The following is a 23,939-nucleotide window of genomic DNA, read 5'->3' as shown; positions in this document are numbered from 1 at the left end:
CCCCTAAGCTTGTTGTTTTTTCGAAACACGTAAGTTCAATAATGCGAGAGCACCCACGACAATAAAGATCAGTGTGGCAATGGCACTGGCTAACCCGAAGTCTTGACCACCACCGCCTTCAAAGGCGATACGGTAGGTGTAACTTACTAATAGGTCGGTATGTCCTGCTGGCGTCGATGAACCAATAATATCTGGCGCACCATTAGTCAGTAGCTGAATCAATACAAAGTTATTAAAATTGAACGCAAAACTGGCGATAAGTAATGGCGTTAACGGTTTGATCATTAACGGCAATGTGATCTTGAAAAAGTTATCAATCGGCCCTGCACCATCAATGGCAGAAGCTTCATAAAGATCACTCGGAATCGATTTTAATAGCCCCATACACAGGATCATGATGTACGGATATCCCAACCAAGTATTCACAATAAGTATCATGGTTTTAGCCATGTAGGGGTCGGTAAACCAATTCACTTTAAAATTAAACAAACCTTCTAATAACTGATTAATTTCACCAAAGCTTTGGTTAAACAGACCTTTAAATATCAATATTGAGATAAAAGCAGGAACAGCGTAAGGGAGAATTAACAACATACGATAAATCGCTTTGCCCTTTAACTCTTCCCACTGCACCACAGAAGCAAGTACTAAACCCACTGCTAAAGTAAATAATACGGTTAAGCCTGCAAAGATAACTGTCCAAATAAATATTTGTACGAAGGGACCCTGTATGCCTTTATCAACGAAGATACGAGTAAAGTTTTCCCAGCCATTGCCAACCACAAAACCGGGTGAAATTTCACGACCGATAAATTCGCCCTGCTCATTAACCGCTTGATAGAAGCCGATCTCCATATTGGGTTTTAATCGCTCGCCGTCAAGCAGGCTGACTAAGGTCAAATTATCCGACTGTAACTCATACAGCGGTGTGCTAGCTGCAAACTCACGCAAGCCACTCATGGATAACGAATGCCCTTCCAGAGAAACGATATCTAATTTTCGTAGCGCATTACGGTTTTGAATAACGAAACGAAGTGGCGCTTTCTCTCCGACTTTATCGGCACGGTTAGAGAGGAAAATAGGTGCACTCTCATCTAACGCGAAAATTGATGTTGAATAATGCTTATCTTGCTTTTGAAAGTGTAGTTGCACTTTATTATCGCTAACTTGATAAAGTTCAAAGGCATAAGAGGAGTTAGGTTGCTCATAGGTTTTAGCCAGAAACTGTGCCTGTACACGTTCAAAGGTAAGCTGGTTAGTACCACTGTAATTGGTAAAAGCGATGCCTACGGTGTACATGAGTGGAAAGATAATAAATATCACCATGGCAGCAATACCTGGATAAATATAACGATGGGAGTAGGTATCTTCGCGAGCAAAAACGACCACACCAGATGCGACAATGACTAATGTTAATAACGCGAAAATGGTCTCATTTTGTGCATACATTAATATAATGGCATAACCGGCCACCAAAGAAACAAGTGTTAATACAATCCATTTAATCCAATTAGCGCGTACACTTAACGACCGGCCTGATTCAATTGCTTGATCCATAAATACCTCTTTTAACCCCCGACTTTCAATAAAGCGCAACGCTGAAATATTACGCTTGTTTATACCCGTTACGGTTTAGATGCTTAACTCATAACGGGTATCGACCACTATTTAATAATACGAGCAGCCGCATCATCTAATGCTTCAGACACCGTTTGACGGCCCTGTACCGCATTATTAATTGCAGTTCGCTCTGCATACCAGAACTTAGACATCTCGGCGATATTTGGCATAATTTCGCCCGTTTCCGCATTCGCCATGGTTGCTGTAATACGTGGATCTTTTTCTAACTCAGCTTGGAATGATTTAAGCGCGACTGCGCCCAGTGGTTTGTCGTTATTAACTAATGCTAACCCTTCATCGGTTAACAGGTAATTTTCAATAAACTCTTTAGCAAGCTCTTTATTTGGGCTTGCGCTATTGATACCCGCTGTTAACACACCAACGAAAGGTTTCGCAGATTGACCTTTATAGGTTGGCAACACAGCAACACCATAGTTGATGCCACTTTTATCAATGTTGCCCCAAGACCAAGGGCCATTGATTGTCATTGCCGTTTTACCTGTGTTAAATGCAGATTCAGCAATCGAATAATCAACATCAGGGCTTATCTCTTTACGCTCAATCATATCGACGATAAATTGTAATGCGCCTTTTGAGCCCGCGTTATTTACGCCAGTATCTTTCGGGTTATACGCCCCCTCAGAAAACTTAAAAGCATAACCACCGTCAGCTGCGATTAATGGCCATGTGAAGAACGGTTCTTTTAAGTTCCACATAATGGCAGACTTATTGTCTTTTTTAAGGCGCTTATCAATAGCGCTCACCTCTTCCCACGTTTTAGGAGGATTCGGCACTAAGTCTTTGTTGTAGATAAGTGAAAGTGACTCAACCGCTACTGGATAACCGATATATTTATTGTTATAAGTCACCGCATCCCAAGTAAAGTCGACCATTTTCGCTTTCAATGAAGCTGTAGGTTTAACCTCTGCTAATAACCCCGCTTGCGCCCATTGGCCAAAACGATCATGTGCCCAAAAAATGATATCTGGACCATCGCCCGTTGAAGCTACCTGTTGGTATTTCTCTTCTAATTTATCAGGGTGAGCAACAATGACCTTAACCCCTGTTTCCGCTTCGAACTTTTTCCCAACTAATGCTAAACCGTCATACCCTTTATCACCGTTTATCCAGATTGTAATTTGACCTTCATCCATTTTTGCATGTGCAATGTTGGCGCTACCAAGTGCAACTAATACTGAAACAGCAAGTGTACTAAGTGTTTTTTTCATAGTGATTACCTTATTAATAGTTAAGTATGATGACTGGCATTAGCTGCCGTGCTTTACGCTATAAACAATAAGGTTAATCAGCAAATGGGTCATCCACCTCTCAGCTACGCCCCCTAAAGCTTCCGTTACAAGGCCAGCTAAACCACCGTTTATAAAGGGAGTAGAAGATCGTACTGCATCAAGCTGTTTCATTTTGTTACAAAGTCATGCAGGTAATAGAGAAAAATAAGGCGTACTCTAGGGGCTGTTGATCTTTGTCGTTTAAATTTTGTTCAACACAACGCGTTTTGAGCAAGGCAGACGGGATGTGGCTTAGTCATTCTAAGCGAATTTCGTCTAACACAGGGCAAAGCGTGTTGTGTTGAACCCGAAGGGCAACATTTGTTGACCATTTTTACTGCGTTTTCGCCTATTGATGTGGAATAACCACACGGCATAGGCTCAGCCTTGTATAAATAGCCAACAAATTGTTGCAAAAATAAACTCGAAAGATCAACAGACCCTAGGCTCACAAAGTGGGGAGAGCTCCAACAGCAATAATAAAGAGAAAAGACAGATGCAATGAGCAGGATGCTTAATTTAATGCACATAGGGATAGTTAAAATGAAAAGTAATGCCGTCGATTAAGGATTAAAGATGTTAATTAAGTCTAAACTGAATGCGCCACGACTACTCAAAAATTCGGTCACTCGCTTACACCTATTACATGATTTTAATGCGATCAAGCTGGGGTTAATAACGGCTCCCGCGGGTTATGGTAAAACCAGTTTGTTATCTGAATGGGCAAATAAGCAGGATGGCTGTGCATGGTTTAGCATCGATAAATACGATAATAATGCGCAACAGTTTGCTAATTACTTTATATATGCGATGGCTGATATAGAAGGCGTACACTGCCCTGCGACCATAGAGATGGTAAAACAGAACAGTGACTTAGATTTGATTGCACTCTTCACGTTATTTTTTAATGAAAGCGCGGAGCAACAAAAACCTCTTTGCATCATTTTAGATGACTTTCACCACATTACCGACACCAGTATTTTACAAGCATTAAGTTTTTTTATTAAGCATATGCCCAACGATTGGCAACTATTAATTAGCACCCGTGCAGCGACAGCTTTACCTATCTCTAATCTGCGCATTAAACAACAGCTCTTTGAGTTGTCTCTTGATGCACTCTCGTTTAGTGATCAAGAAAGTCTCCTTTTTTTTGAAAGTAGCCTTAATTTTGCAATGCCATCAACTACTGTGCTTAACCTTAATGAAGCCGTTTCAGGGTGGCCTACTGCATTGCAACTAGTGGCAATCCTCAGTAAAGATGCGCAAAGCTTCACAGAGTATGCCCTGCAAATCGCAAATAACGAGCATATTTACCTGTGGGATTATTTTGATGAAGAGGTGTTTACTCACCTTTCTGAGCAACTGCAAACACTGCTACTTCGTATCGCACCATTGAGTAAAATTAATGCACAGATGATTAATCAACTGTGTGAAACCGATAAAGGTGATGCTTTACTCGCACAACTAAGCGAACAAAGCAATTTGATCATTAAGTTACCTAAAGAGAAAAACTGGTATGCCTGTAATAGTTTTTTGAAAAACTTTCTGTTGCATAAAAGCAAACAGATCAATGTTAAACCTCTTTCCGATACAGAAGTCGCCACACTTTGGCTTAAACATCAGCAAGCGGATGAAGCATTGCCCTTTGTGTTACGAAGCGAAGACCAGCATTTAACCATTACATTGTTACAGCAAGCTGGCTGGTCACTTTTTCATGATGGTCAGTTTAATCAATTACAAGCTTGTTTTAATTTAATTAGACAGTCTATCTGGCTACACCCAGAGTTGGTGATATTAAAAGCGTGGATGCTTCAAAGTCATCATCAGCATTACAAAGTAGCCCCCTTTATTAAACAAGCTGAAAAAATGTTTATCCAGCACCAGTTATTATTATCACAAGAAATATTAAGTGAACTAATGGTAATTAAAGCACAAATTTCGATCAATCAAGGGCGTATTAACGATGCCCTTACTCAAGCGAAAGAAACACTGTTAAATCATGCATCCCCCAGTGCGCGCACTAATATTATTGCCCAGACAATTATTGGTGAGGCGTACCACTGCCTTGGTCAACTTGACCTTTCATATCAATATTTTCAAGAGGTTATCTTGCTTGCTAGTGAGCAAGATATGCACCAAAATGTTATTTGGTGCCTCTATCAACAGGCAGAAATATTACAGGCACAAAGCCTGCATCAGCAGGCAGAGGATCACCTACAAAAAGCAGTTGAGTTAATCAAAAAACATCATTTAGAGTCACTGCCTTTATATGCCTTCCCGCTCCACTTTAGAGTACAACGCGCCTATCAAGCAGGGGAATTTGAACTTGCAGATCAGCTTTGTGAGCAAGCGTTAGAGGTGATTAAATCATACGATGAACAGTGGTACCTTTATACTTATACGCTACAAGCAAAAGTTGCCCTTGAACGTGGCAACATGCAACAAGCAAAACAACTGATTAATGAAATTGAGCGTCTATTACGTAATCAAAATTACCACAGTGACTGGATAGCGGCGGCCAATTATGCACGCCTTAAATATTGGCGCCTTAATAATGATATTGCGGCTATTGAAAAATGGTTACAAAAAGCGCCAACTCCCAACAATGCCTTTAATCATTTTGACCAATGTCATAATCGTAATTTGATTCGCGCCTATATAAAGCTCGGAAAATTTGATGAGGCTTTACAAATAGCACAAGCGAATATGGTTGATGCACAACAATGTCAATTACAGATGGAAGTAAATCGTAATCTCATTTTACTCACCAGTATTGAGACAAAACTGCAAAAATTCTCTAATGCACGTCAGCATTTACATCAAGCAGTTGAGTCTTCTTTATATACCGGCTTAGATACCTGTTTTATTCGTGAATCAGAAAATTTAAAACCAATTTATCAAGAGTTAGCCAATGATCCCTCGATGATCCATGCGGTAAAAAATAAACTCATGAAACTGCTCTCATTATCAGGAATCAGTTTAAATGAAGGCCCTAAGAACCCGTTTGATAGTACCGCAGTGTTAAAGATAACGAATCATTCACGTACGCCACGTTTGGTTAAAAACATTCCGTTAACACCACGCGAATGGCAAGTACTGGGGTTGATTCACTCTGGATGCCGAAACCATGAAATAGCTCATAACATGGGCGTCGCACCGACCACTATAAAATCACACATCCGTAATGTTTACCAAAAGCTCGGCTTAGAAAACCGTAAAGAGGCACTTCAATTGAGCGAGCAATTAATCGCGCTAATTTAATAAATGCCAACTAAAAAGTCTTGCATGGCATTTGTTACACTCTGTAACAAATGCCATATATTCAAACAACCCCTAAAGCCCATGAGAATAGGCACTTCAAGCAAAACCCCATCCCCCTCAGCATCCATGGTTTTATCTACTCCCCCTCGGTAGGAGGATGATAAAACCCGATTGCTACGACACAATATCCTCATCGAAACAAAGCATAACAAGATGAGGAAAAACCAATGGCAAGTGTTGTACTAAAAAAAGTCACCAAAGCATTTGGTAAAGTAGTGGTTCAAAAAGATATTGATTTAGAGATCATCGATGGTGAATTTATTGCCTTTGTAGGGCCATCAGGTTGTGGTAAAACGACACTATTACGTATGATAGCTGGCCTCGAAGATATTACCGCTGGCGATCTGTACATAGATGATAAGCGCGTAAATGATGTTCCCCCTTCTGAACGTTCAATTAGTATGGTTTTTCAATCATATGCACTCTACCCTCACCTTAATTTAAAAGACAACATGACCTTTGGTCTTCGTCTTAAAAAAACCGATCCAAAAGAGATTGAAGCGCGTCTAGATTACGCCTCATCAATTTTACAACTCGGCAGTCAATTAGAGAAAAAACCCAAAGAATTATCGGGTGGTCAGCAACAACGTGTTGCGATCGGTCGCACTCTAGTTAACCGCCCTAAAGTATTGCTTTTCGATGAACCTCTTTCAAACCTCGATGCTTCATTACGTGTCCAGATGCGTATTGAAATAAGTAAACTGCATAAACGCCTTAATTCTACCATGGTATATGTCACCCATGATCAAGTTGAAGCGATGACGATGGCAGATCGTATTGTGGTCTTAGAGGGAGGTCGTATCGCGCAAGTTGGTACACCACTAGAGCTGTACCACTATCCTAAAAATCGTTTTGTAGCTGGTTTCATTGGCTCGCCTAAAATGAACTTTATCAATGCCAAGGTCGTGGAACTAACCAGCCACGGCGTTAAAGTTTTGCTACCTAACGATTCCCCTTTAACCGTGCAAGTTGAGCACGACAATTTAAGCATCGGTGAAGCCGTTTCTGTCGGCATACGCCCAGAGCATATTGATACCTCTGTTTCTCAACAATGTAACAACGGCGCCCCAGAAAAAACCGGGCTAATACTCAGCAGTGAAATTCAAGTATTAGAACAACTTGGCCATGAAACGCAGATCTACGTTGAAGCAACCTGCATCGAGAGCGATTTAATCATTCGTTATTTTGATGTCGCCGATGTAGCACTGGGACAACAGTTCAAATTTAGGTTACCAGAATATCGCTGCCACCTATTCAAAAAGGATGGCACTGCTTGTCAGCGTACCTATCAAGAAATTGGCGCCAGTCATTAAACCACGCTTACCTCGGTTTAATACAAGGGGAGTCGATTGCTCCTGAGAGCTATATACAGGACGCAAAAATTAAAAGAAGCCATTGTTCAGGTGATGTAGGAGTGACATGAACAATGGCTAAACCAGCCCGCAAATAGCAGACATGATTAGTTTATGTGTTTTCTATTGAAGAGGCAATCTCAGCTTAATTATTAAGCAAACAACTAGGAATGGAACTATGAAAAAATTACCACTAGCAATTGCAGTTACTTCAGCAATCCTATCTTCAAATGTGATGGCAGAATTAGCACCATTAGAATTCCACGGTTATATGCGTGGTGGTGTTGGTATGTCAGGAGACAGTGGCCAACAAGTCTCTTACCAAAAACACGATTTAGGACGATTAGGTAATGAAGATGATGCATACGGCGAAATCCAATTAAGTAAAGAGATTGCTGAAAGCAATGGCATTATATTTAAAGTTAATACCATGTTGGCAATGGCATCTAACGGTGCCCGTGATTGGGAAGGTGATGGCACAGATGGCGATGCTACCTTTGCATTTCGTCAATACAATGTAGAAGCCAAAGGTGCATTCGGTGGTGATGAGGTTATTTTCGTCGGTAAACGTTATAACCAACGCCACGATGTACACATTACTGATTTCTACTACTGGGATATTTCTGGAGCAGGTGCTGGTATTGAAAACCTCGCTGTAGGGCCGGGTACTGTTACTGCAATGTGGGTACGTGCTGATAGTTGGGGAGAAGTGGATACAGGTAATGCTACTGGTGCTCTAAATGTTAATATTTTTGACTTGCGTTACAGTAATTTAGCTCTGTGGAATAACGCATCTTTAGAGTTAGGTGTGGATTACGCGATGTCTAATGAAACAGATCAATTTACAGGTGAGCTAGAAGAGGGTCTAATGTTTACCGCAGAATTAACCCAAGGTGTATTAGGTGGTTTTAATAAAACAGCGATTCAGTTTGGTACTGATGCATGGGGTGCAAATAAAGCGGCTGGCTTAGGGGGTATCGATGGCTCCACTGCATTTCGAATTTTGAACCACGGCGTTGTTAGCTTTGGTGAAAAAGTCGACTTTTCACATATGTTACGTTATGAATCAGCTTCCGATGTAATTGCAGGACAAAACGATGATGCAACAAAAACATCGCTAGTAGTTCGCCCTGAATATAAGTGGACCGATAACCATAAAACAATTCTAGAGCTAGGTACTTACATGGGTACCAATGCAGATGGCGTAGATGTTGGTGGTAAAAAATACACTATCGCACAAGCGCTAACTGCCGGTTCGAGCTTCTGGGCACGTCCTGAAATTCGTGTTTACGCGAGTTATTTATCAAATAGTGAAGAAAAAAGCTTTGCTGGTATGACTTCTGACTCAGAGGTTAACTTTGGTATCCAAGCTGAAGCTTGGTTTTAAAACAGCTTCAATCTTGATAATAGGCGCTTTTAGCGCCTATTTTTTTATCTATCTTTTAAATAATAGCAATCGAATTAAGCATATTGGTATAGCAAAAAGGATTCAAAACCAAGGTTTAAAAAAGCACTTTTTAATAATAACTGTTGCCTATCTTGTAACGTATAAAAAGCCTGATAACTCACAGCAGTCGTTAATCGTTCGCTTTTAAACGGCGGTAATAATGTTGCAACTCGTTTCGCAATCGCCTCACCTGAATCCACCAAGTTAACGCCATTTTCAAAACAGCGAGCAATTTCATCTTTTAATAGTGGAAAGTGGGTACAACCTAATACCAAGGTGTCAGGTTGCGGATTTAATGTTAACCATGGCGCAAACACAGCAGCTAACGCCTCCTGTTCCACCTCTTTTCCCGTGAGTTTATTTTCTGCTAATTTAACCAATAAAGTGGAGCCAAGCTTTAAAACCTCTTTATCACTGGCAAACTCATCAATTAATGCCCTAGTGTAGGTTCTTTCAATCGTTGCCGGTGTAGCAACCAACCCAATAATATTATTTTGGCTAATTAAACTTGCCGGTTTTATCGCCGGTACTACGCCAACGACCGGTATACAAAAATGGGCTCTTAATGAACTTAACGCAACCGTACTGGCAGAGTTACAGGCAATAACAATCATATCTACCGGATGACTTTTCACAAAAGCATCAAGCAAACCGGTTAAACGGGTAATTAACGTCTGCTCATCGAGTTCACCATAGGGGAAATAGGCATTATCAGAAAGATAATAACAACTTACATTAGGCGACTGCTGTATCACCTCTTGGAAAATGGATAAGCCCCCCACTCCCGAATCAAAAATTAAAAGTTGCTGCACGGTATTGCTGACCTTAGTTATTTACTGTTCTAGGATATACAACGCTCAAAGACCTTAGCCGTTGAAGGTTATTTACTGACATGGCCATTTTACCCTTTAGTGCTCGAATAAAGAAATACAATAATAGTGCTGGTCATCATACCGATGCTCCTTTAAAATTTAGCCCCCATAAAATGACCACTTAAAGGCGAGAAAGCGCATGCAATTTGTTGATCCGGATAATTACGAAAAACAACTCGATGCTAAAAAAGCACAGTTTAATACACAATTTGCCACCTTTAACCTGCCTGAGCTCGAGGTTTATTCATCACCAAAACAACATTACCGTATGCGCAGTGAGTTTCGTGTTTGGCACGATGGTGATGATCTTTATTACATTATGTTTGATCAAGCGACCAAACAAAAAATTCGTGTCGACCAATTTCCGCCTGCAAGTGAGTTAATTAACAATCTAATGGCGCCTCTGATTGAACTTATTAAGGTGAATAAAATACTGCGCTTTAAGCTATTTCAAATTGATTTTATCTCTACCTTAAGCGGACAAATTGTGGTCAGCTTGCTTTACCATAAGCAGCTTGATGAGCAATGGGTCGAAGAAGCACAAAAACTTAAAACAACATTGTCAGCTGAATTTGATATCAACTTCATTGGCCGAGCTAAAAAACAAAAGTTTTTGCTGGATAAAGACTACGTGGTTGAATCATTACCCGTTGATGGTGAAACGCTAATTTATCAACAGGTTGAAAATAGTTTTACGCAACCTAATGCGGCTGTTTGCATTGATATGCTCGAGTGGGCAATAGACTGTACTCGTGATAGCCAAGGTGACCTGCTGGAGCTTTATTGTGGCAATGGTAACTTCTCTATTGCACTGGCTAAAAACTTTAATAAAGTGCTAGCCACTGAAATAGCGAAACCTTCGGTACATTCCGCGCAATATAATATTGCTAAAAACAATATCGATAACCTTACTATTATCCGTATGTCGGCAGAAGAGTTTACTCAAGCAATTAATAAAGAACGTACTTTTAATCGTTTAGCTGGAATTAACCTCGATGATTATCAATGTAATACCATTTTTGTCGACCCTCCTCGTTCGGGCTTAGACGATGAAACAGTGAAAATGGTGCAGACCTACGATAACATTCTCTACATTAGCTGTAACCCTGATACCTTAGAAGCTAATATGCAAGTATTTAAAGAAACACACGAAGTGAAACGATTTGCTCTCTTTGATCAATTCCCTTACACACATCATACCGAGGCCGGCGTTTTTTTAGTAAGACGCTAACTCCCAAAAGGCAGTTAAGCTTAACCGCCTAACTGCACATTTTTCAGGCAATAAACTTCACCATACTTTATTTGTGTTATTATTATCACTTACAAATTAAATAAGTGACAAAATAATGAAACCTTTTCTGTTAGAGCAAATATCAATTACCCAACAAGCCTTTTTAGGCAGTCAAGATGCAAAATCTTTGATTGCTAAAACATCACAATTTTTGTCACTTATTCTTCACCCTAAAAACATATTCTTTTGTATCGAATCCGAACAATTGCAGTGCTTAGCGCAGCATGAGCAAGGTCAACCTATTCGCCATCTAGAGCTCTCTCCTACACAATTAGATACACACATTCAAAATGAGCAATTGTGGTCTCTTGCAGGACAAAAAGAGAAGTTATCTCGCTACTTACCTATTACCTATCTTGCCATCAACGATATAAATAATATTAAGCAAGATTGGTATTGCATAAAATTACAAATGACCTCAAAACCGGGGATATTAATTTTTTTACAATCACCACAAAATGAAATGATGCAGCATCTACAAGAAGCCCCATTATTTGCGGCATTGATGATGCAATTTTTTCACTTATTACAGCAATACAGATTAAATCAAACACATAAAAGTCAACTGTTACTTCGAGATAAGCAAGAGGCGCTGTATTTGCAAGAGATAGAGCAACAAAAATTATTTTCTTCAAAGGTTTTAAAAATACAATCCATCACGCAAGATTTTATCGCCAGCCCAAACTTAACTTCATTGTATAAAACCGCAATTGAAATGCTACGTGATATGCTCGGATTTGATCGTGCCTGTTTGATTCTTGCTGATGCTAACCAACATATGATGCATCCAACCTTCGGTACCGATACCGAGGGTAAAACCACTGATGAAAGCGATCTTGTTTACGATATGGAAGTCCTTGAACCACTAATGCAACACACCTTATTGCACACTCAAAAGCGCCTAGAAGTAGTCGAAAATGTTCCGCTTTACAATGAAAGGAAAGTGGTTGGTATAGGCTGGAATGCAATGTTAATTTTACGTAACGGCGATCACTTGCTTGGCTGGATTGCGATCGATAATTTACTATCACAGCGTCCATTATTAGAATACGAAAAAGAGGTGTTGATCCTTTATAGTAATATTCTCAGCACAGCCATTGCGCAAAAAAGTGAACAGAGTAATCTAAAATTACTGCATGACTCTGCGATACTGCTTTCTCATCAAGAAACAGAACTAGAGATCTGTAGAGTTGCGGTTGAAATTGCGAGAGAAAAATTACAATTAGATAGAGTGGCAATTTTTTTAAGTTACGATGACGGTAAAACAATGTGTGGCACCTTTGGTACTAGCATTAACGGGAAATTGACCGATGAAACACACTTCCGTGGCCCGCTCCCTAAAAACTCGCTATTAGAGTTAGCGATGGCAACACCTCATCATTTAGCCTTTGAAGGTGCTGTACCACTCTATCATGACAATAAGATTGTCGGTCATGGGTGGAATGCGGCTATATTACTACGTAATCAACAGCGCATTGTTGGCTTTTTAGTTCTCGACAACTTGATCAACAAACGCTCACTCACGAGCCATGTGCAACACTTACTGACACTGTTTGCATCAAATTTAGCAGAAATTATTTCTAGAAAACGTGCAGAAGAGTCATTAAAGAAACTCAATAATGAACTAGAGAGTATTGTTGAAGAACGTACAGAGCAACTAGCAATGGTTAACCTCACCTTAGAAGAGACCAACAAACAACTTGAGCAACTCTCTTTGGTTGACCCGTTAACAGAAATATCCAACCGTCGTCATTTTGATCAAACTTATAAAATAGAGTGGGCAAAAGCTTGTCGCCATAGTCAGAACCTATCTGCGATTATGTTCGATATTGATTATTTTAAATCATATAACGACCATTACGGGCACCCTCAGGGCGATCAATGTTTAACGCAGGTAGCCCATATCATTCAAAAACACTTTCGCAGAGCAGATGAGCTAGTGGCTCGCTATGGTGGTGAAGAGTTTATAGTATTACTTTCTAACAGCTCACCAGAGCAAGTCAAAGCACGTATACAAGCGATTATTGATGATCTTTATACGAGTCATATTGAACATGTAAAGTCGCCATTACAACGAGTGACATTATCGGCAGGGATTGCTAGCGTTACTATCCATAAACGTATGCAACAAGCAACATTAATAAAGTGGGCCGATGAAGCCCTTTATCAAGCGAAGTTAGCAGGGAGAAATGGTCTGGTTAGCCATCAACAAGCATCAATCAATTCGCTTTAATATAAGAGCCAATAATAGTGACAGGATACTCTGCACTTATCTGCTTTAGAGATGCGTTAATATTGTCATCAAGTTGGTGCCCATCAATATCAATAAAAAAGTGGTACTTACCAAATTGTGATTTGGTTGGACGAGACATAATTGAGGTTAAGTTAACTTTTTGACTAGCAAACGCATTGACAATATTACCTAACACTCCGGGACAGTCATTTTCATTTTTTACCACCAGCGTGGTTTTATAACTTGCGCCAGCTAAACGCGGTTGTGCCTGTTTGGTAAGTACTAAAAAACGCGTTTGGTTATTCTCGTAATTTGTAACGTTCTTTTGAATCAAACATCCCTCTTGTGCTTGAGGCAATGCGTGCTGCGGAATAATCGCTCCTGCTCCCTTACCTTTATTTCGAGCCAATAATAACGATTCAATATTACTTTGCGTATTATGGATAGTGACACCAGAGAGTTTATTAATAAATTCAGAACATTGGCCATGAGCAACAAACTGTACGTAAAGATCGGTTAGTTCAGATAGCTTTGCACAGTTAGCCACAAATGAAAATTGAATAGCCAGCAATAACTCAGAAACAACAATTAAATCGGTACTTAAAAGGTGATCCAAAACTACCTGTACATATCCCTCAGACAGATTTTCAATGGGCAATACACCATAATCACATTCACTACCAATTGCTTTGAATGTTTCAGAGAGAGAGCTGTAATATTTAATATTAAAAGATTCAGGTTGGGCGTTAATGTATTGATGGGTCGCTAAATCGGAAAAGGTTTCTTTAGGGCCAAGTGTTGCAATGTTAAGCATAAAATACCAAAGTATTGTTTAAAAAGAGGATCAAAAAAGGTGAGACAAGCTCACCTTTTATTTTATGCAAAATCCATATTACTTTGCAGTTTTTTTATCGCATTTGCTTCCAATTGTCGCACACGCTCGGCAGAAATATCATAACGAGCAGCTAAATCATGTAAGGTTGCTTTCGGTTCACTCAGCCAGCGTGAGCTAACGATATCTTGACTTCGAGCATCAAGCGTAGAAAGTGCAGAATAAAGCTTATTTTTCATTGTCAGCTGACTATTATCAGATTCAAATTGCGAGGCAACATCCGCAGTCTTGTCTTCGAGGTACTGCACCGGTGCGAAATTGCTTTCATCATCATCATCGGCACCGATATCGAAAGACTGATCTTGGCCATTAAGACGAGACTCCATCTCAAGGACATCTTTAGTGCTTACATTAAGATTAGTCGCTACATTTTCAACTTCTTCTTGGCTAAACCAACCCAAACGTTTTTTAGCTTTGCGCAGATTAAAGAAAAGTTTACGTTGTGCTTTAGTTGTCGCAATTTTAACCATGCGCCAATTACGAATAACATATTCATGTATTTCTGCTTTAATCCAATGCACAGCAAAAGAGACTAAGCGGACTCCAACCGATGGATCAAAACGCTTAACGGCTTTCATTAAGCCTACATTCCCCTCTTGGATTAAATCCGCTTGAGGAAGGCCATATCCAGCATAACTTTTAGCAACGTAAGCGACAAAACGCAGATGTGACATTACTAATTTTTTTGCGGCTTCTAAATCACCGTCATTAAATAGGCGAGTTGCTAACTCTTTTTCCTCATCTGCACTAAGCATAGGAAAATGATTTACCGATTGAACATAGGCTTCAATACTTCCCTGAGGAACTAAACTCATCGAGTTAATTGTATTGCTCATGTCTACCCCTTTAAAAATCTGATGGTACGTCTTATTTCGGCGATTATTATACCCGTTATCATTTAATATGCAAAAATCAACAAGCTGTCAATGACTATTTTTTAACTAGCGAGTAAAAACTGATTATAACTTGTCGTTTTTAAATGTTGTTTTAAAAGGCGAGAAAGCCAGTATTCCCCTAGCGTATGGTCTTTTATAAGACTTCTGAAATGGATCGACTTAACAACTAATTCAATCTCGTTAATGACATCGAAAGTTGCGTAACCAATAACAGTATTATCCAAACGAATAATTAATAAGTCGCGACTTTTCTCGAGAAACTGCTGTTTCGATTCATCTATTTGGTTTGCTAAACTTTCATGAATGAGTGTTTGGCAAATAGGTGAAAAAATAGAGGTTAACTTTACATCAAGAACTTTATGCATACACGCTCACAATAACTAGGCTAAAAAAAGCACTTAAGTGACATGCATCACATATTACAGGCAAAAAAAAAGAGATCAACTAAAGATCTCTTTTTTTACAGTAATTTACACTTGGTGTAACTTTTGGTTATTTAGGCTCTATTTTAACCAAGTATTGTTTCACTGAAATATAAGAAGCGATAAAACCGAGTGAGGTAGCAACACCTAATAAAATGGCAACCTCTTCTAGGTTTAACAAGGAGACTTCAAATTGTAATTGATATAGACCCATTAGACTCATTAAGCCAGATTGTAACCAAGTTACCATTCCAAGGGTCAGGAACCAAGCAATCATGCCTCCTAAAAATCCATACCACGCACCAACATATAGGTAAGGTCTCTGGATAAAACTATTGGTGGCGCCAACCAGTTTTAATACCTCGATCTCATCACGCTGGCTAAGAATATTTAAACGGATGGTATTACTCACTATCAGTAATACTGAAATCAATAACAACACTGCAATAGCAATAACAATATCGACCAATAGGGCTAAAATGGCCTGTAATTTCTCTATCCAGTCTAAATCAACCCGAACAAGATCTATCCCCTGCTCACGCTGTAACTTGGCAACGAGTAGTTTACTTCCCGCAGAAGTCATTGCATCTTTAGTCGGTACGACAACTAACACCGCTGGTAATGGGTTTTCATCGAGATAATTAAGTGCTTTTGAAAAAGAAGACATCTCTTTAAATTCTTCAAGCGCTTGGTGACGTGAAATGTAAGTGACTGAATCAATATCATTATACAAAGCGAGTTTATTAATCAGCACCTGTACACGAGACTCTGATATATCTTTGTTAAGGAAAAGGCTAATTTCTGAAGCACCATCCCATTGACCAGTAACGCGCTCTGCATTCTTGTATAGCACATGAAATACGCTCGGCAATGATAATGCTAAGCCTAATACAAAAATAGTCATTAGCGTTGCAAAGGGCGTTTTCCATAGTTCAGAAAAACTCGCAAATACCTGTTGAAAATGTTGACGAATAACGGCTGAAACACGACCAAAAAATGATACTTTGGTAATTCGTGGTGAACCCGACAATACTTTTTTATCTTCCATTTTATTAGCCATTACGTTCTCTCATTAGTCCATCATTGATCATCTCACCGTCTTTCAGTGTTAATGTGCGATAGCGCATTTTAGCAATCAAGCCTAAATCATGCGTTGCAATTAACACAGACATACCAAATTCATTTAGTGATTCAAATAAACTTAATATTTCTAGCGATAATTTGGGATCAAGGTTACCAGTCGGCTCATCAGCCAATAACAAAGGAGGCTGATTAATAATCGCACGTGCAATACCAACACGTTGCTGCTCACCACCAGAAAGATGAATCGGTGCATAATCCTCTTTGCCCATGAGGCCTACTTTCTCAAGCGCGGCTAAACTACGGCGCTTAATCTCGTAACGACTGTACCCTTCAATTAACAAAGGTAAACCAACATTTTCCAGCACACTGCGATTCATTAAAAGACGGTGATCTTGAAAAATCATACCAATATGACGTCGTAAATAAGGGATATCGTTACCTTTAATATTACTAATGTCATTGCCATTTAATACGATACGTCCGGTTGTTGGTCGCTCCATTAAACTAATAAGCTTCAATAACGTACTTTTACCTGAGCCAGAATGACCAGTTAAAAATGCCATTTCCCCCTGTTTTAAGTGGAAATCCACCTGTTTCAGAGCGCCATGGTTACCAGCATAAATTTTGCTGACCTCTTCAAATAAAATCATGATTAATTTTCATCCTCTGAATCTTCCTCTTTTGAGAAAAGTGCATCAATAAACTCTTTCGCATTAAACTCACGAAGATCATCAATACCTTCACCCGTTCCGATATAACGAATTGGTAACTTAAATTTATCTGCAATGGAGAAAATTATTCCCCCTTTCGCGGTACCATCAAGTTTTGTTAATGTAATACCAGTTAACCCAACTGCTTGATTAAATAGGTTAACTTGGCTAATTGCATTTTGTCCAGTGCCAGCATCAATGGTCAACATAATTTCATGTGGTGCTGTCTCATCTTTTTTACGCATAATTCGCACTACTTTAGAAAGCTCGTCCATCAAGTGATCTTTATTTTGTAAACGCCCCGCGGTATCCGCAATCAAAATATCGGCTCCACGCGCTTTAGCAGCATCCATTGCATCAAATAATACCGAAGCACTATCAGCTCCAGTTTGTTGCGCAATCACTGGGATATCATTTCGTTCGCCCCACACTTGTAACTGCTCAACAGCAGCTGCACGGAAAGTATCACCAGCAGCTAACATTACTGATTTACCTTGTTGCTGATACTGCTTCGCTAATTTTCCAATAGTGGTTGTTTTACCAACACCATTAACTCCCACCATCAAAATAACGTAAGGAGATTTAGTTTTATCAACAACCAGTGGTTTCTCAACTTCTTCTAATATATTGGACAGTTCATCTTTTAATAAGCCGTATAGTGCATCAGCATCTTTTAGCTGCTTTCTATCCGCTTGCTCAGTTAAGTTATCGATGATTTTTAAGGTTGTATCGACACCAATATCAGCAACAATAAGTTGCTCTTCAAGTTCTTCAAATAATTCGTCATCAATCTTTTTCCCTTTAAATAGAGAAAAGAGCCCGCTACCTATACTTAAACGCGTTTTGGTTAAACTTTGTTTGAAACGAGCAAAAAAGCCTAAAGATTTCTCTTTTTTGACCGGTTCATCTACGACAGCAGGTATGTTTTCTTCAAACATGATCTCTTCGTAATATTCTTCACCCGCTGATTCTGTTGTTTCAGCCTCTAGCTTTTCAACCTGTAACTGTTCAGCTTGTAACTGTTCAGCCTGTAACTGTTCAGCCTGTAACTGTTCAGCCTGTAACTGTTCAGCCTGTAACTGTTCAGCCTGTAACTTTTCAGCCTGTAACTTTTCAGCCTGTAACTTTTCAGCTTGTAACTTTTCAGCCTGTAACTTTTCAGCTTGTAACTTTTCAGCTTGTAACTGTTCAGCCTGTAACTTTTCAGCTTGTAACTTTTCAGCTTCTAACTGTTCAGCTTGTAACTGTTCAACTTGTAACTTTTCAGCCTGTAACTTTTCAGCTTGTAACTTTTCAGCTGCTAGTTTATCAGCTTTTAGCTTCTCTTCGTCTGCACGCTCATCAACATCATCAAAGAGAATAATTTCAACATTTTCATCTTCATTCTTTAACGCTTCATCTTTCAGCGACTTTAATAGCGCTTCTTTTTCAGCTTTGCTAACTTCCGGTTTTGTTTCTGCAACTGATTTTTTTCCAAACCAGGAAAACATACCTTTTTTCTTTGTCATTAATTAAAAACCTTACTCACAACCAACTGACCTGCTAAAATAGCAAACCTTAAAATTGGTCACTATATTAACACCATATCGCCGGACTAAAAATTATATGAGTCGAAATCAACGCACTAAATCCAATGAAAAAAGCAGAAAATCGATCAAGGGCGGATTTATTCGCCTGATCTCAGGAAAGTGGAGAGGAAAAAAACTTCCCGTTAAAGATATTCAAGGATTACGCCCAACAACTGATCGCACTAAAGAAACCCTTTTCAACTGGTTAATGCACAATATCAATGATGCCAATTGCTTAGACTGTTTCAGTGGCAGTGGCAGTTTAGCCTTCGAAGCACTGTCTCGCTATGCACAAAAAGTAACTTTACTTGAGAAAGATAAAAGCGTTGTAAAACAGTTACGTGAGAACTTAACCGTGTTAAATGCCGAAAATGGATGTGTAATAGAAGGCGATACAATTCAGTTTTTACAGCAAACTGCTCAGCAACAATACAATATTGTATTTATCGATCCGCCATTTAATAATGCCTTAGTAGAGCCTTGCTGTGAGGCATTATTGCAAAATGGTTACCTTGCTCCTGACGCATTAATTTATATTGAAAGAGAGTCAGAATTAACCCATTTAAATCTACCAGAAAGCTGGCAACTTCTTAAAGAGAAGAGCACTTCTCAGGTCACTTATCAACTCTACCAACAAGGATAACTATGAATTATTTTATTACTTTTGCGAAGGTGATGATGGCACTAATCTGGGTGCTTTTAATCACTAATTTATTTGTTCCATTTCCAGGGAAAGCAGCAATCGTATTTTACTTTTTGCTCGGATTTGTAGTTTTTATGCACCTCATTCAATTATTAATGATTTATGGTGCATTTTCAGAAAAACTAAAGCTAACGAAAAAAGAAGCATTTTCAATTTTTATTTTTGGTGTATTTAAACTCTGGCAGATCAAGGGTCGCTTAGCTTAAAGTAATAAAGCACAACATCTACAAGCAGTATCGGATGTTGTGCTTTTTAAATTTAACATAAATGCTTCAAGGGCATACTCAGACCGGCATCTGATTCGATAATCTTTCCTTTTTCTGATAGAAACTCAATCAGTTCATCCGCACTTAAATCACTGCCCATACAAGTATGAAAACGACTATTTTTACCAAATTTTTCTTCGATCCTCTCTTTTAACTCAGTCTTGCTAAATGTTTTTTTTGACTGCGCTATCATCTCTATCACTTGATGACCGTGAATTGACTCACTCATATGTTAAACCTTCTCTTAAAATAAGCAGTATAACCAAGCAAAAAAAACAACTATTGATTGGAAACAAGAGCCATGAAAAAAGGCGAATACCGCTAGGTATTCGCCTTTTTATAGTCTTAATGTTCATTCCCTTGAGAATATCCACACCCTTGTGGTTCCCTGACAATTGCTAATCTAAGCATTTTCCCATTTCTTGTTCCTTGAGAGTGTCCTTGATCCTTTTTAACAATCCTATTGCAACCGCTTCAGCCTTGAAGGTGTCCAAAGTTCAATCCGTGAATCAGTCCCTATTTGCAACGTTCGTTGCTACATTTGTAATCATCAATGAATAGAAAATGCGCCGTAAAATTGCTCCAAGCTTTTCCTATACCTATCCCTCAGGTATTCCTTAATCCATTGTGTAATTGAATCTATTACACCGCTTTTATCCAAAAGCTTCCTTAAAACAGCTCCGAGCTTTTCCCCTTACCAATCCCTATGGTAGTCCTAACATCCGTAATGCAAATTCTATTGCATTCCTCTTCTGAGGAGTTCCTATTGCGCTTATCCTAAGCTCGTTAACGCCAGTTTCCGTTTATATCCAAAAGCGCACTATCCCTTAACTTGATAACAAGTATATGCAACAAAATAAATTACCAACAGTGTATTCTTAAAAGGGATTTTTAGAAGTGTAAAGACGCCCGAAAAATTTAAAAATACACCTTTTAAATCAAAACGATACAACACACCCTACTATACATAACAGTGATTACAAACGTTCAAAAAAGGAAAACTCTTAATTAGAAATGGTTGATCTCTTACAAATAAAAGTTTATCCGTAAGTAAGAGGGGGTCGACAGCCTGATTACAAGCATTTATCGATCGTGAATTTATTAAAAGTTTGGGTGACTCAATCGAGGGAATACTCTAAGTTAATGCTTATTAATTATGACAGTATTAAGGGCCGCTTATCTTTTGAATTCATTTTTCAAACAACTGGTTAGCGTTAAAGTAATCACTTCATTCAAGACTACACAATGAAAATTAAAAATGTGTTGTCTTGAACGAAGTTTAAATGGAAAAATGCCACTTTAATAATCAATTACTTTAGCTATTAAGTCCTATTCTATTGGCATAACTCAAGGTGAATAGCGTAATAATAAAGGGTTATTATTCGATAATTGAACGCAGAAGCCCACGGAAATAGGACTATTATATCGCTTTGCTTATCCAGCACTAAGGTTACTTAATTACCCATTGACCGGTTGCATTTTTAATATATTGCCCAGCAGGTGCTTTTTTAATTAACTTTTCACCCGCAAGCAATGATATTTGCTCAACCGTCATCTCATTTTTATTAGCGACTTGCGAATATTTATCAAGACGTTGTTCATTGATTCTTTTTACTAGCGCTTCCACTTCCGGAATACTTTCGACCGCACCTAGTAAGCCATTAGCTTGCTCACCTATCAAACCTTGCTCTTTTGCTTCGTTTATATCTAACGCAAACACTGAAAAACTGAACATTAGGGCGATTAAAACGATTATTTTTTTCATTTTTATCTCTCTTTATTTTTTATTAATAGACACAGAATTAAAACAGATCGCTATTTTCATCAAATAACTCATCAATCTCTTTATCAACTTTGATGCGAATCTCATGATCTATTTTTACATTTAGATTAATGGTAATCGGCTCATTAGGCACTGCTACCTCAACACGTGGGGTACATGCAGAAATGAACAGCATGACGACAACCATTAAATAAGGGGTATAACGCACTAATATCTCTCCTTTATATTACGTTCTATTTCATCATTGAAGCGTAACGCTCTAAGTAACTTTAATATATTTTCATTATGTGAATAGTTAAAGTTGATCGGAGGACTGCCCACTATATCTGGATTCCTTCCTTTTATTTCAACCTGTATATCACTTTCGCCGTCGCTAGTATACTTGATCATGCCCTGTAGTGTGTCAAACTGGAAGTTGGATAATAGTTGCATCATTAACAAAAAATCTGCATTACCATTACCGACCGCTTTGATCACCGTACTTTCAGGCACTTTAATATACCCACCGGGATATCGCGAAACAATAATCCCCTCTCTAATTTCAAGCCCTTCCTCAGTTAAGTTTAAAGGTAACATACCATCAATCACAGCTTTACTTTCTATCTCGGGGTAGCTGCTATATTTGAAAATATCAGCAAGGCTGATACCGGCGACATTCAAGATAGTATAACTTGGCGCATGCAGGCTAAAGTCATCAAAATCAACACGTCCACCAAGCATTTCTGTTTTAAAATGCTGAATAATTGGCTTACCTGCATTGAGCTTCGCATCAATTTTTAAAGCCTTTATTGGTACCCCAACAAACAAGCTTTTCGCTGTCAGCGTTTGTATATCTTGTGCGATGGTTATGTTTTTATGCTTATCAAACACATATTTAAATTGACTATTTAATTGTACACCTGCAAATAATATGTCGTTATTTTTCCCTTGCACATTGTCCGTTGCAAGAGCACTTTCAATGGTTAATATTTCATCTGCACGTGAGTACTCAAACAACACACTACTATTTAGTGTGCCATTAGTGACCTCTAATTCAGATAACGACTCATGATAACCACTTAACGCGCTCGCTAACGTCACCAGATTAACTTGATTATTGTGCATCTGTAGCTGTATCGATTCGGGCTTAATCAATAATTCAAGTAATAGTTTTTGATTTAAAACCGACAAACTAATATCACTATCAAAGGAGTTTTTATTAGCCGTTATTAACGCTTGCGCAAAAAGCGGAGGTAATTTTTGCTTCTCAATACGTTGCCCCTTTCCTCTTGGCACCTTAGTTAATAAAAGGCTACTGCCAATACGTAGATGAAGAGGAAGGTGTTTACTGTGCATTTTCCCGTAATCTAAATAGGTAGGTTCGGGGATTTTTAATTTGATAAAGGCGCTTTTCCATGCCTGCGTCTCTGAAATTGTCACTAAAGCTTGCTTAGCTGTGATAACAAATGTTGTTAGCTTGATTTTCTCTGCTAAAAGGTCAATATCTCCCGCTACAGAAACACTCCCAGCCTCAGAGATATCGGCGATACTGCCCTGCCAATTTATGGTAAACGTGCCATTATGCCAGCGTGTTAAGTCACTTTGATAATGCAAATGTATTTCATTATTCAGATACTTAGCTTGCGCTTTTGTGAGGTGAATATATTGAGGTAAAACATCTGCTTTTAAAGAAGCATCAACTATCAATTGCTGGCTCGGCAATTCAACCCTAGCATTGAGTGCAAACAAGGCATTGTTAAGCGCCACTTTGACGTTTGTATCTGTTTTAGTGATTTGAAGCGCGCTCGACAACTCGCCTTTGATTAAGTCAGAAACTAAATTAATTGTTTTAATACGAAGGGTTACCGAAGGTATTGCAGAGAGCTTATCTAAAAATAAGTTAACTGGATTCTTTTTTTCTGTATCAGAGCGTGGCTTAGAAGCGCCACTTGTACCTGTACTAGCGCAGTTTAAATCCCAGTTTATTTTTTGAATATCTGCCTTTAAGGCAGCTTTATGCTTGTCAACATCTAGCCCTAAAATTTGGTTTTGAGGACAAGCGATATCAGGTTGTAGTTTTTTAACCTTCGCGCTAAAAAGAGGCAACCATGTTAAACTCTCGATTGAACTTGCCACAACAACAGAAGAGGTAAGCAAGCTCCAAGTAATGAATACAATGAAGGCAACTCCCTTGCCTACGAAGGTCATATGA

General features: G+C 38.8%; 20 protein-coding genes. 7 read left to right on the top strand and 13 right to left on the bottom strand.

What is annotated here, in order from left to right; all coding sequences use genetic code 11:
- Positions 1 to 3: 3 nt before the first annotated feature.
- Positions 4 to 1,557: a maltose ABC transporter permease MalF gene (gene malF, locus CW745_RS08140; RefSeq protein WP_101108153.1), complete on the bottom strand. Its 1,554-nt coding sequence runs from the start codon at positions 1,555 to 1,557 to the stop codon at positions 4 to 6.
- 107 nt (positions 1,558 to 1,664) lie between these two features.
- On the bottom strand, positions 1,665 to 2,849 hold the full coding sequence (malE, locus tag CW745_RS08135; protein ID WP_101108152.1) for a maltose/maltodextrin ABC transporter substrate-binding protein MalE: 1,185 nt from the start codon (positions 2,847 to 2,849) through the stop codon (positions 1,665 to 1,667).
- A 636-nt stretch (positions 2,850 to 3,485) separates the two neighbouring features.
- Here malE and malT point away from each other — a divergent pair.
- The 3 genes from malT (at position 3,486) to lamB (ending at position 8,969) form a co-directional block, all read left to right on the top strand.
- Positions 3,486 to 6,170, top strand: coding sequence for an HTH-type transcriptional regulator MalT (gene malT / locus CW745_RS08125; protein WP_101108150.1), 2,685 nt, complete (start codon positions 3,486 to 3,488; stop codon positions 6,168 to 6,170).
- 227 nt (positions 6,171 to 6,397) lie between these two features.
- Positions 6,398 to 7,543: a maltose/maltodextrin ABC transporter ATP-binding protein MalK gene (gene malK, locus CW745_RS08120; RefSeq protein ID WP_101108149.1), complete on the top strand. Its 1,146-nt coding sequence runs from the start codon at positions 6,398 to 6,400 to the stop codon at positions 7,541 to 7,543.
- A 217-nt stretch (positions 7,544 to 7,760) separates the two neighbouring features.
- Positions 7,761 to 8,969, top strand: a complete 1,209-nt coding sequence (lamB, locus tag CW745_RS08115) for a maltoporin LamB (RefSeq protein ID WP_101108148.1) — start codon at positions 7,761 to 7,763, stop codon at positions 8,967 to 8,969.
- 74 nt (positions 8,970 to 9,043) lie between these two features.
- On the opposite strand, the gene murI is transcribed toward lamB, so the two are convergent.
- On the bottom strand, positions 9,044 to 9,841 hold the full coding sequence (murI, locus tag CW745_RS08110) for a glutamate racemase (protein ID WP_238596752.1): 798 nt from the start codon (positions 9,839 to 9,841) through the stop codon (positions 9,044 to 9,046).
- 199 nt (positions 9,842 to 10,040) lie between these two features.
- On the opposite strand from murI, the gene trmA reads away from it, so the two are divergent.
- Together trmA and CW745_RS08100 are read left to right on the top strand one after the other, a co-directional pair.
- The gene (gene trmA, locus CW745_RS08105; protein ID WP_101108146.1) at positions 10,041 to 11,132 is read left to right on the top strand and encodes a tRNA (uridine(54)-C5)-methyltransferase TrmA; all 1,092 of its coding nucleotides are present in this window, start codon (positions 10,041 to 10,043) and stop codon (positions 11,130 to 11,132) included.
- A gap of 115 nt (positions 11,133 to 11,247) precedes the next feature.
- Positions 11,248 to 13,425: a diguanylate cyclase gene (locus CW745_RS08100; RefSeq protein WP_101108145.1), complete on the top strand. Its 2,178-nt coding sequence runs from the start codon at positions 11,248 to 11,250 to the stop codon at positions 13,423 to 13,425.
- On the opposite strand, the gene CW745_RS08095 is transcribed toward CW745_RS08100, so the two are convergent.
- The 6 genes from CW745_RS08095 to ftsY form a co-directional block, all read right to left on the bottom strand.
- Positions 13,412 to 14,239, bottom strand: a complete 828-nt coding sequence (locus CW745_RS08095; protein WP_101108144.1) for a prephenate dehydratase domain-containing protein — start codon at positions 14,237 to 14,239, stop codon at positions 13,412 to 13,414. The two genes, CW745_RS08100 and CW745_RS08095, sit on opposite strands and share 14 nt — an antisense overlap.
- Before the next feature lie 62 nt (positions 14,240 to 14,301).
- A complete protein-coding gene (gene rpoH, locus CW745_RS08090) occupies positions 14,302 to 15,153 on the bottom strand; it encodes an RNA polymerase sigma factor RpoH (RefSeq protein WP_101108143.1) in 852 nt (283 codons plus the stop codon).
- 101 nt (positions 15,154 to 15,254) lie between these two features.
- A complete protein-coding gene (locus CW745_RS08085; protein WP_101108142.1) occupies positions 15,255 to 15,578 on the bottom strand; it encodes a hypothetical protein in 324 nt (107 codons plus the stop codon).
- Between the two features lie 127 nt (positions 15,579 to 15,705).
- A complete protein-coding gene (gene ftsX / locus CW745_RS08080) occupies positions 15,706 to 16,695 on the bottom strand; it encodes a permease-like cell division protein FtsX (protein WP_101108141.1) in 990 nt (329 codons plus the stop codon).
- Entirely contained in the window at positions 16,688 to 17,368 is a 681-nt protein-coding gene (gene ftsE, locus CW745_RS08075; RefSeq protein WP_101108140.1) for a cell division ATP-binding protein FtsE, read from the bottom strand. Before ftsE ends, ftsX begins: the two co-directional genes overlap by 8 nt.
- Before the next feature lie 2 nt (positions 17,369 to 17,370).
- Entirely contained in the window at positions 17,371 to 18,936 is a 1,566-nt protein-coding gene (ftsY, locus tag CW745_RS08070) for a signal recognition particle-docking protein FtsY (RefSeq protein ID WP_101108139.1), read from the bottom strand.
- A gap of 97 nt (positions 18,937 to 19,033) precedes the next feature.
- On the opposite strand from ftsY, the gene rsmD reads away from it, so the two are divergent.
- Both rsmD and CW745_RS08060 read left to right on the top strand, forming a co-directional pair.
- Entirely contained in the window at positions 19,034 to 19,639 is a 606-nt protein-coding gene (gene rsmD / locus CW745_RS08065; RefSeq protein WP_101108138.1) for a 16S rRNA (guanine(966)-N(2))-methyltransferase RsmD, read from the top strand.
- 2 nt (positions 19,640 to 19,641) lie between these two features.
- Positions 19,642 to 19,905, top strand: coding sequence for a DUF1145 domain-containing protein (locus CW745_RS08060; protein WP_101108137.1), 264 nt, complete (start codon positions 19,642 to 19,644; stop codon positions 19,903 to 19,905).
- A 52-nt stretch (positions 19,906 to 19,957) separates the two neighbouring features.
- On the opposite strand, the gene CW745_RS08055 is transcribed toward CW745_RS08060, so the two are convergent.
- The 4 genes from CW745_RS08055 to CW745_RS08040 form a co-directional block, all read right to left on the bottom strand.
- On the bottom strand, positions 19,958 to 20,194 hold the full coding sequence (locus tag CW745_RS08055; protein WP_101108136.1) for a YecH family metal-binding protein: 237 nt from the start codon (positions 20,192 to 20,194) through the stop codon (positions 19,958 to 19,960).
- Positions 20,195 to 21,415: 1,221 nt separating this feature from the next.
- Positions 21,416 to 21,730, bottom strand: coding sequence for a YdbL family protein (locus tag CW745_RS08050; protein ID WP_101108135.1), 315 nt, complete (start codon positions 21,728 to 21,730; stop codon positions 21,416 to 21,418).
- A gap of 37 nt (positions 21,731 to 21,767) precedes the next feature.
- Positions 21,768 to 21,935, bottom strand: a complete 168-nt coding sequence (locus CW745_RS08045; RefSeq protein ID WP_101108243.1) for a YnbE family lipoprotein — start codon at positions 21,933 to 21,935, stop codon at positions 21,768 to 21,770.
- A gap of 20 nt (positions 21,936 to 21,955) precedes the next feature.
- Entirely contained in the window at positions 21,956 to 23,935 is a 1,980-nt protein-coding gene (locus CW745_RS08040) for a YdbH domain-containing protein (RefSeq protein ID WP_101108134.1), read from the bottom strand.
- Between the last annotated feature and the right edge of the window lie 4 nt (positions 23,936 to 23,939).

It is taken from the genome of Psychromonas sp. psych-6C06 (assembly GCF_002835465.1).
Classification (GTDB): Bacteria; Pseudomonadota; Gammaproteobacteria; order Enterobacterales; family Psychromonadaceae; genus Psychromonas.
Note: the sequence above shows the minus strand (reverse complement) of the source record. Positions and strands in the feature narration are given on the sequence as shown.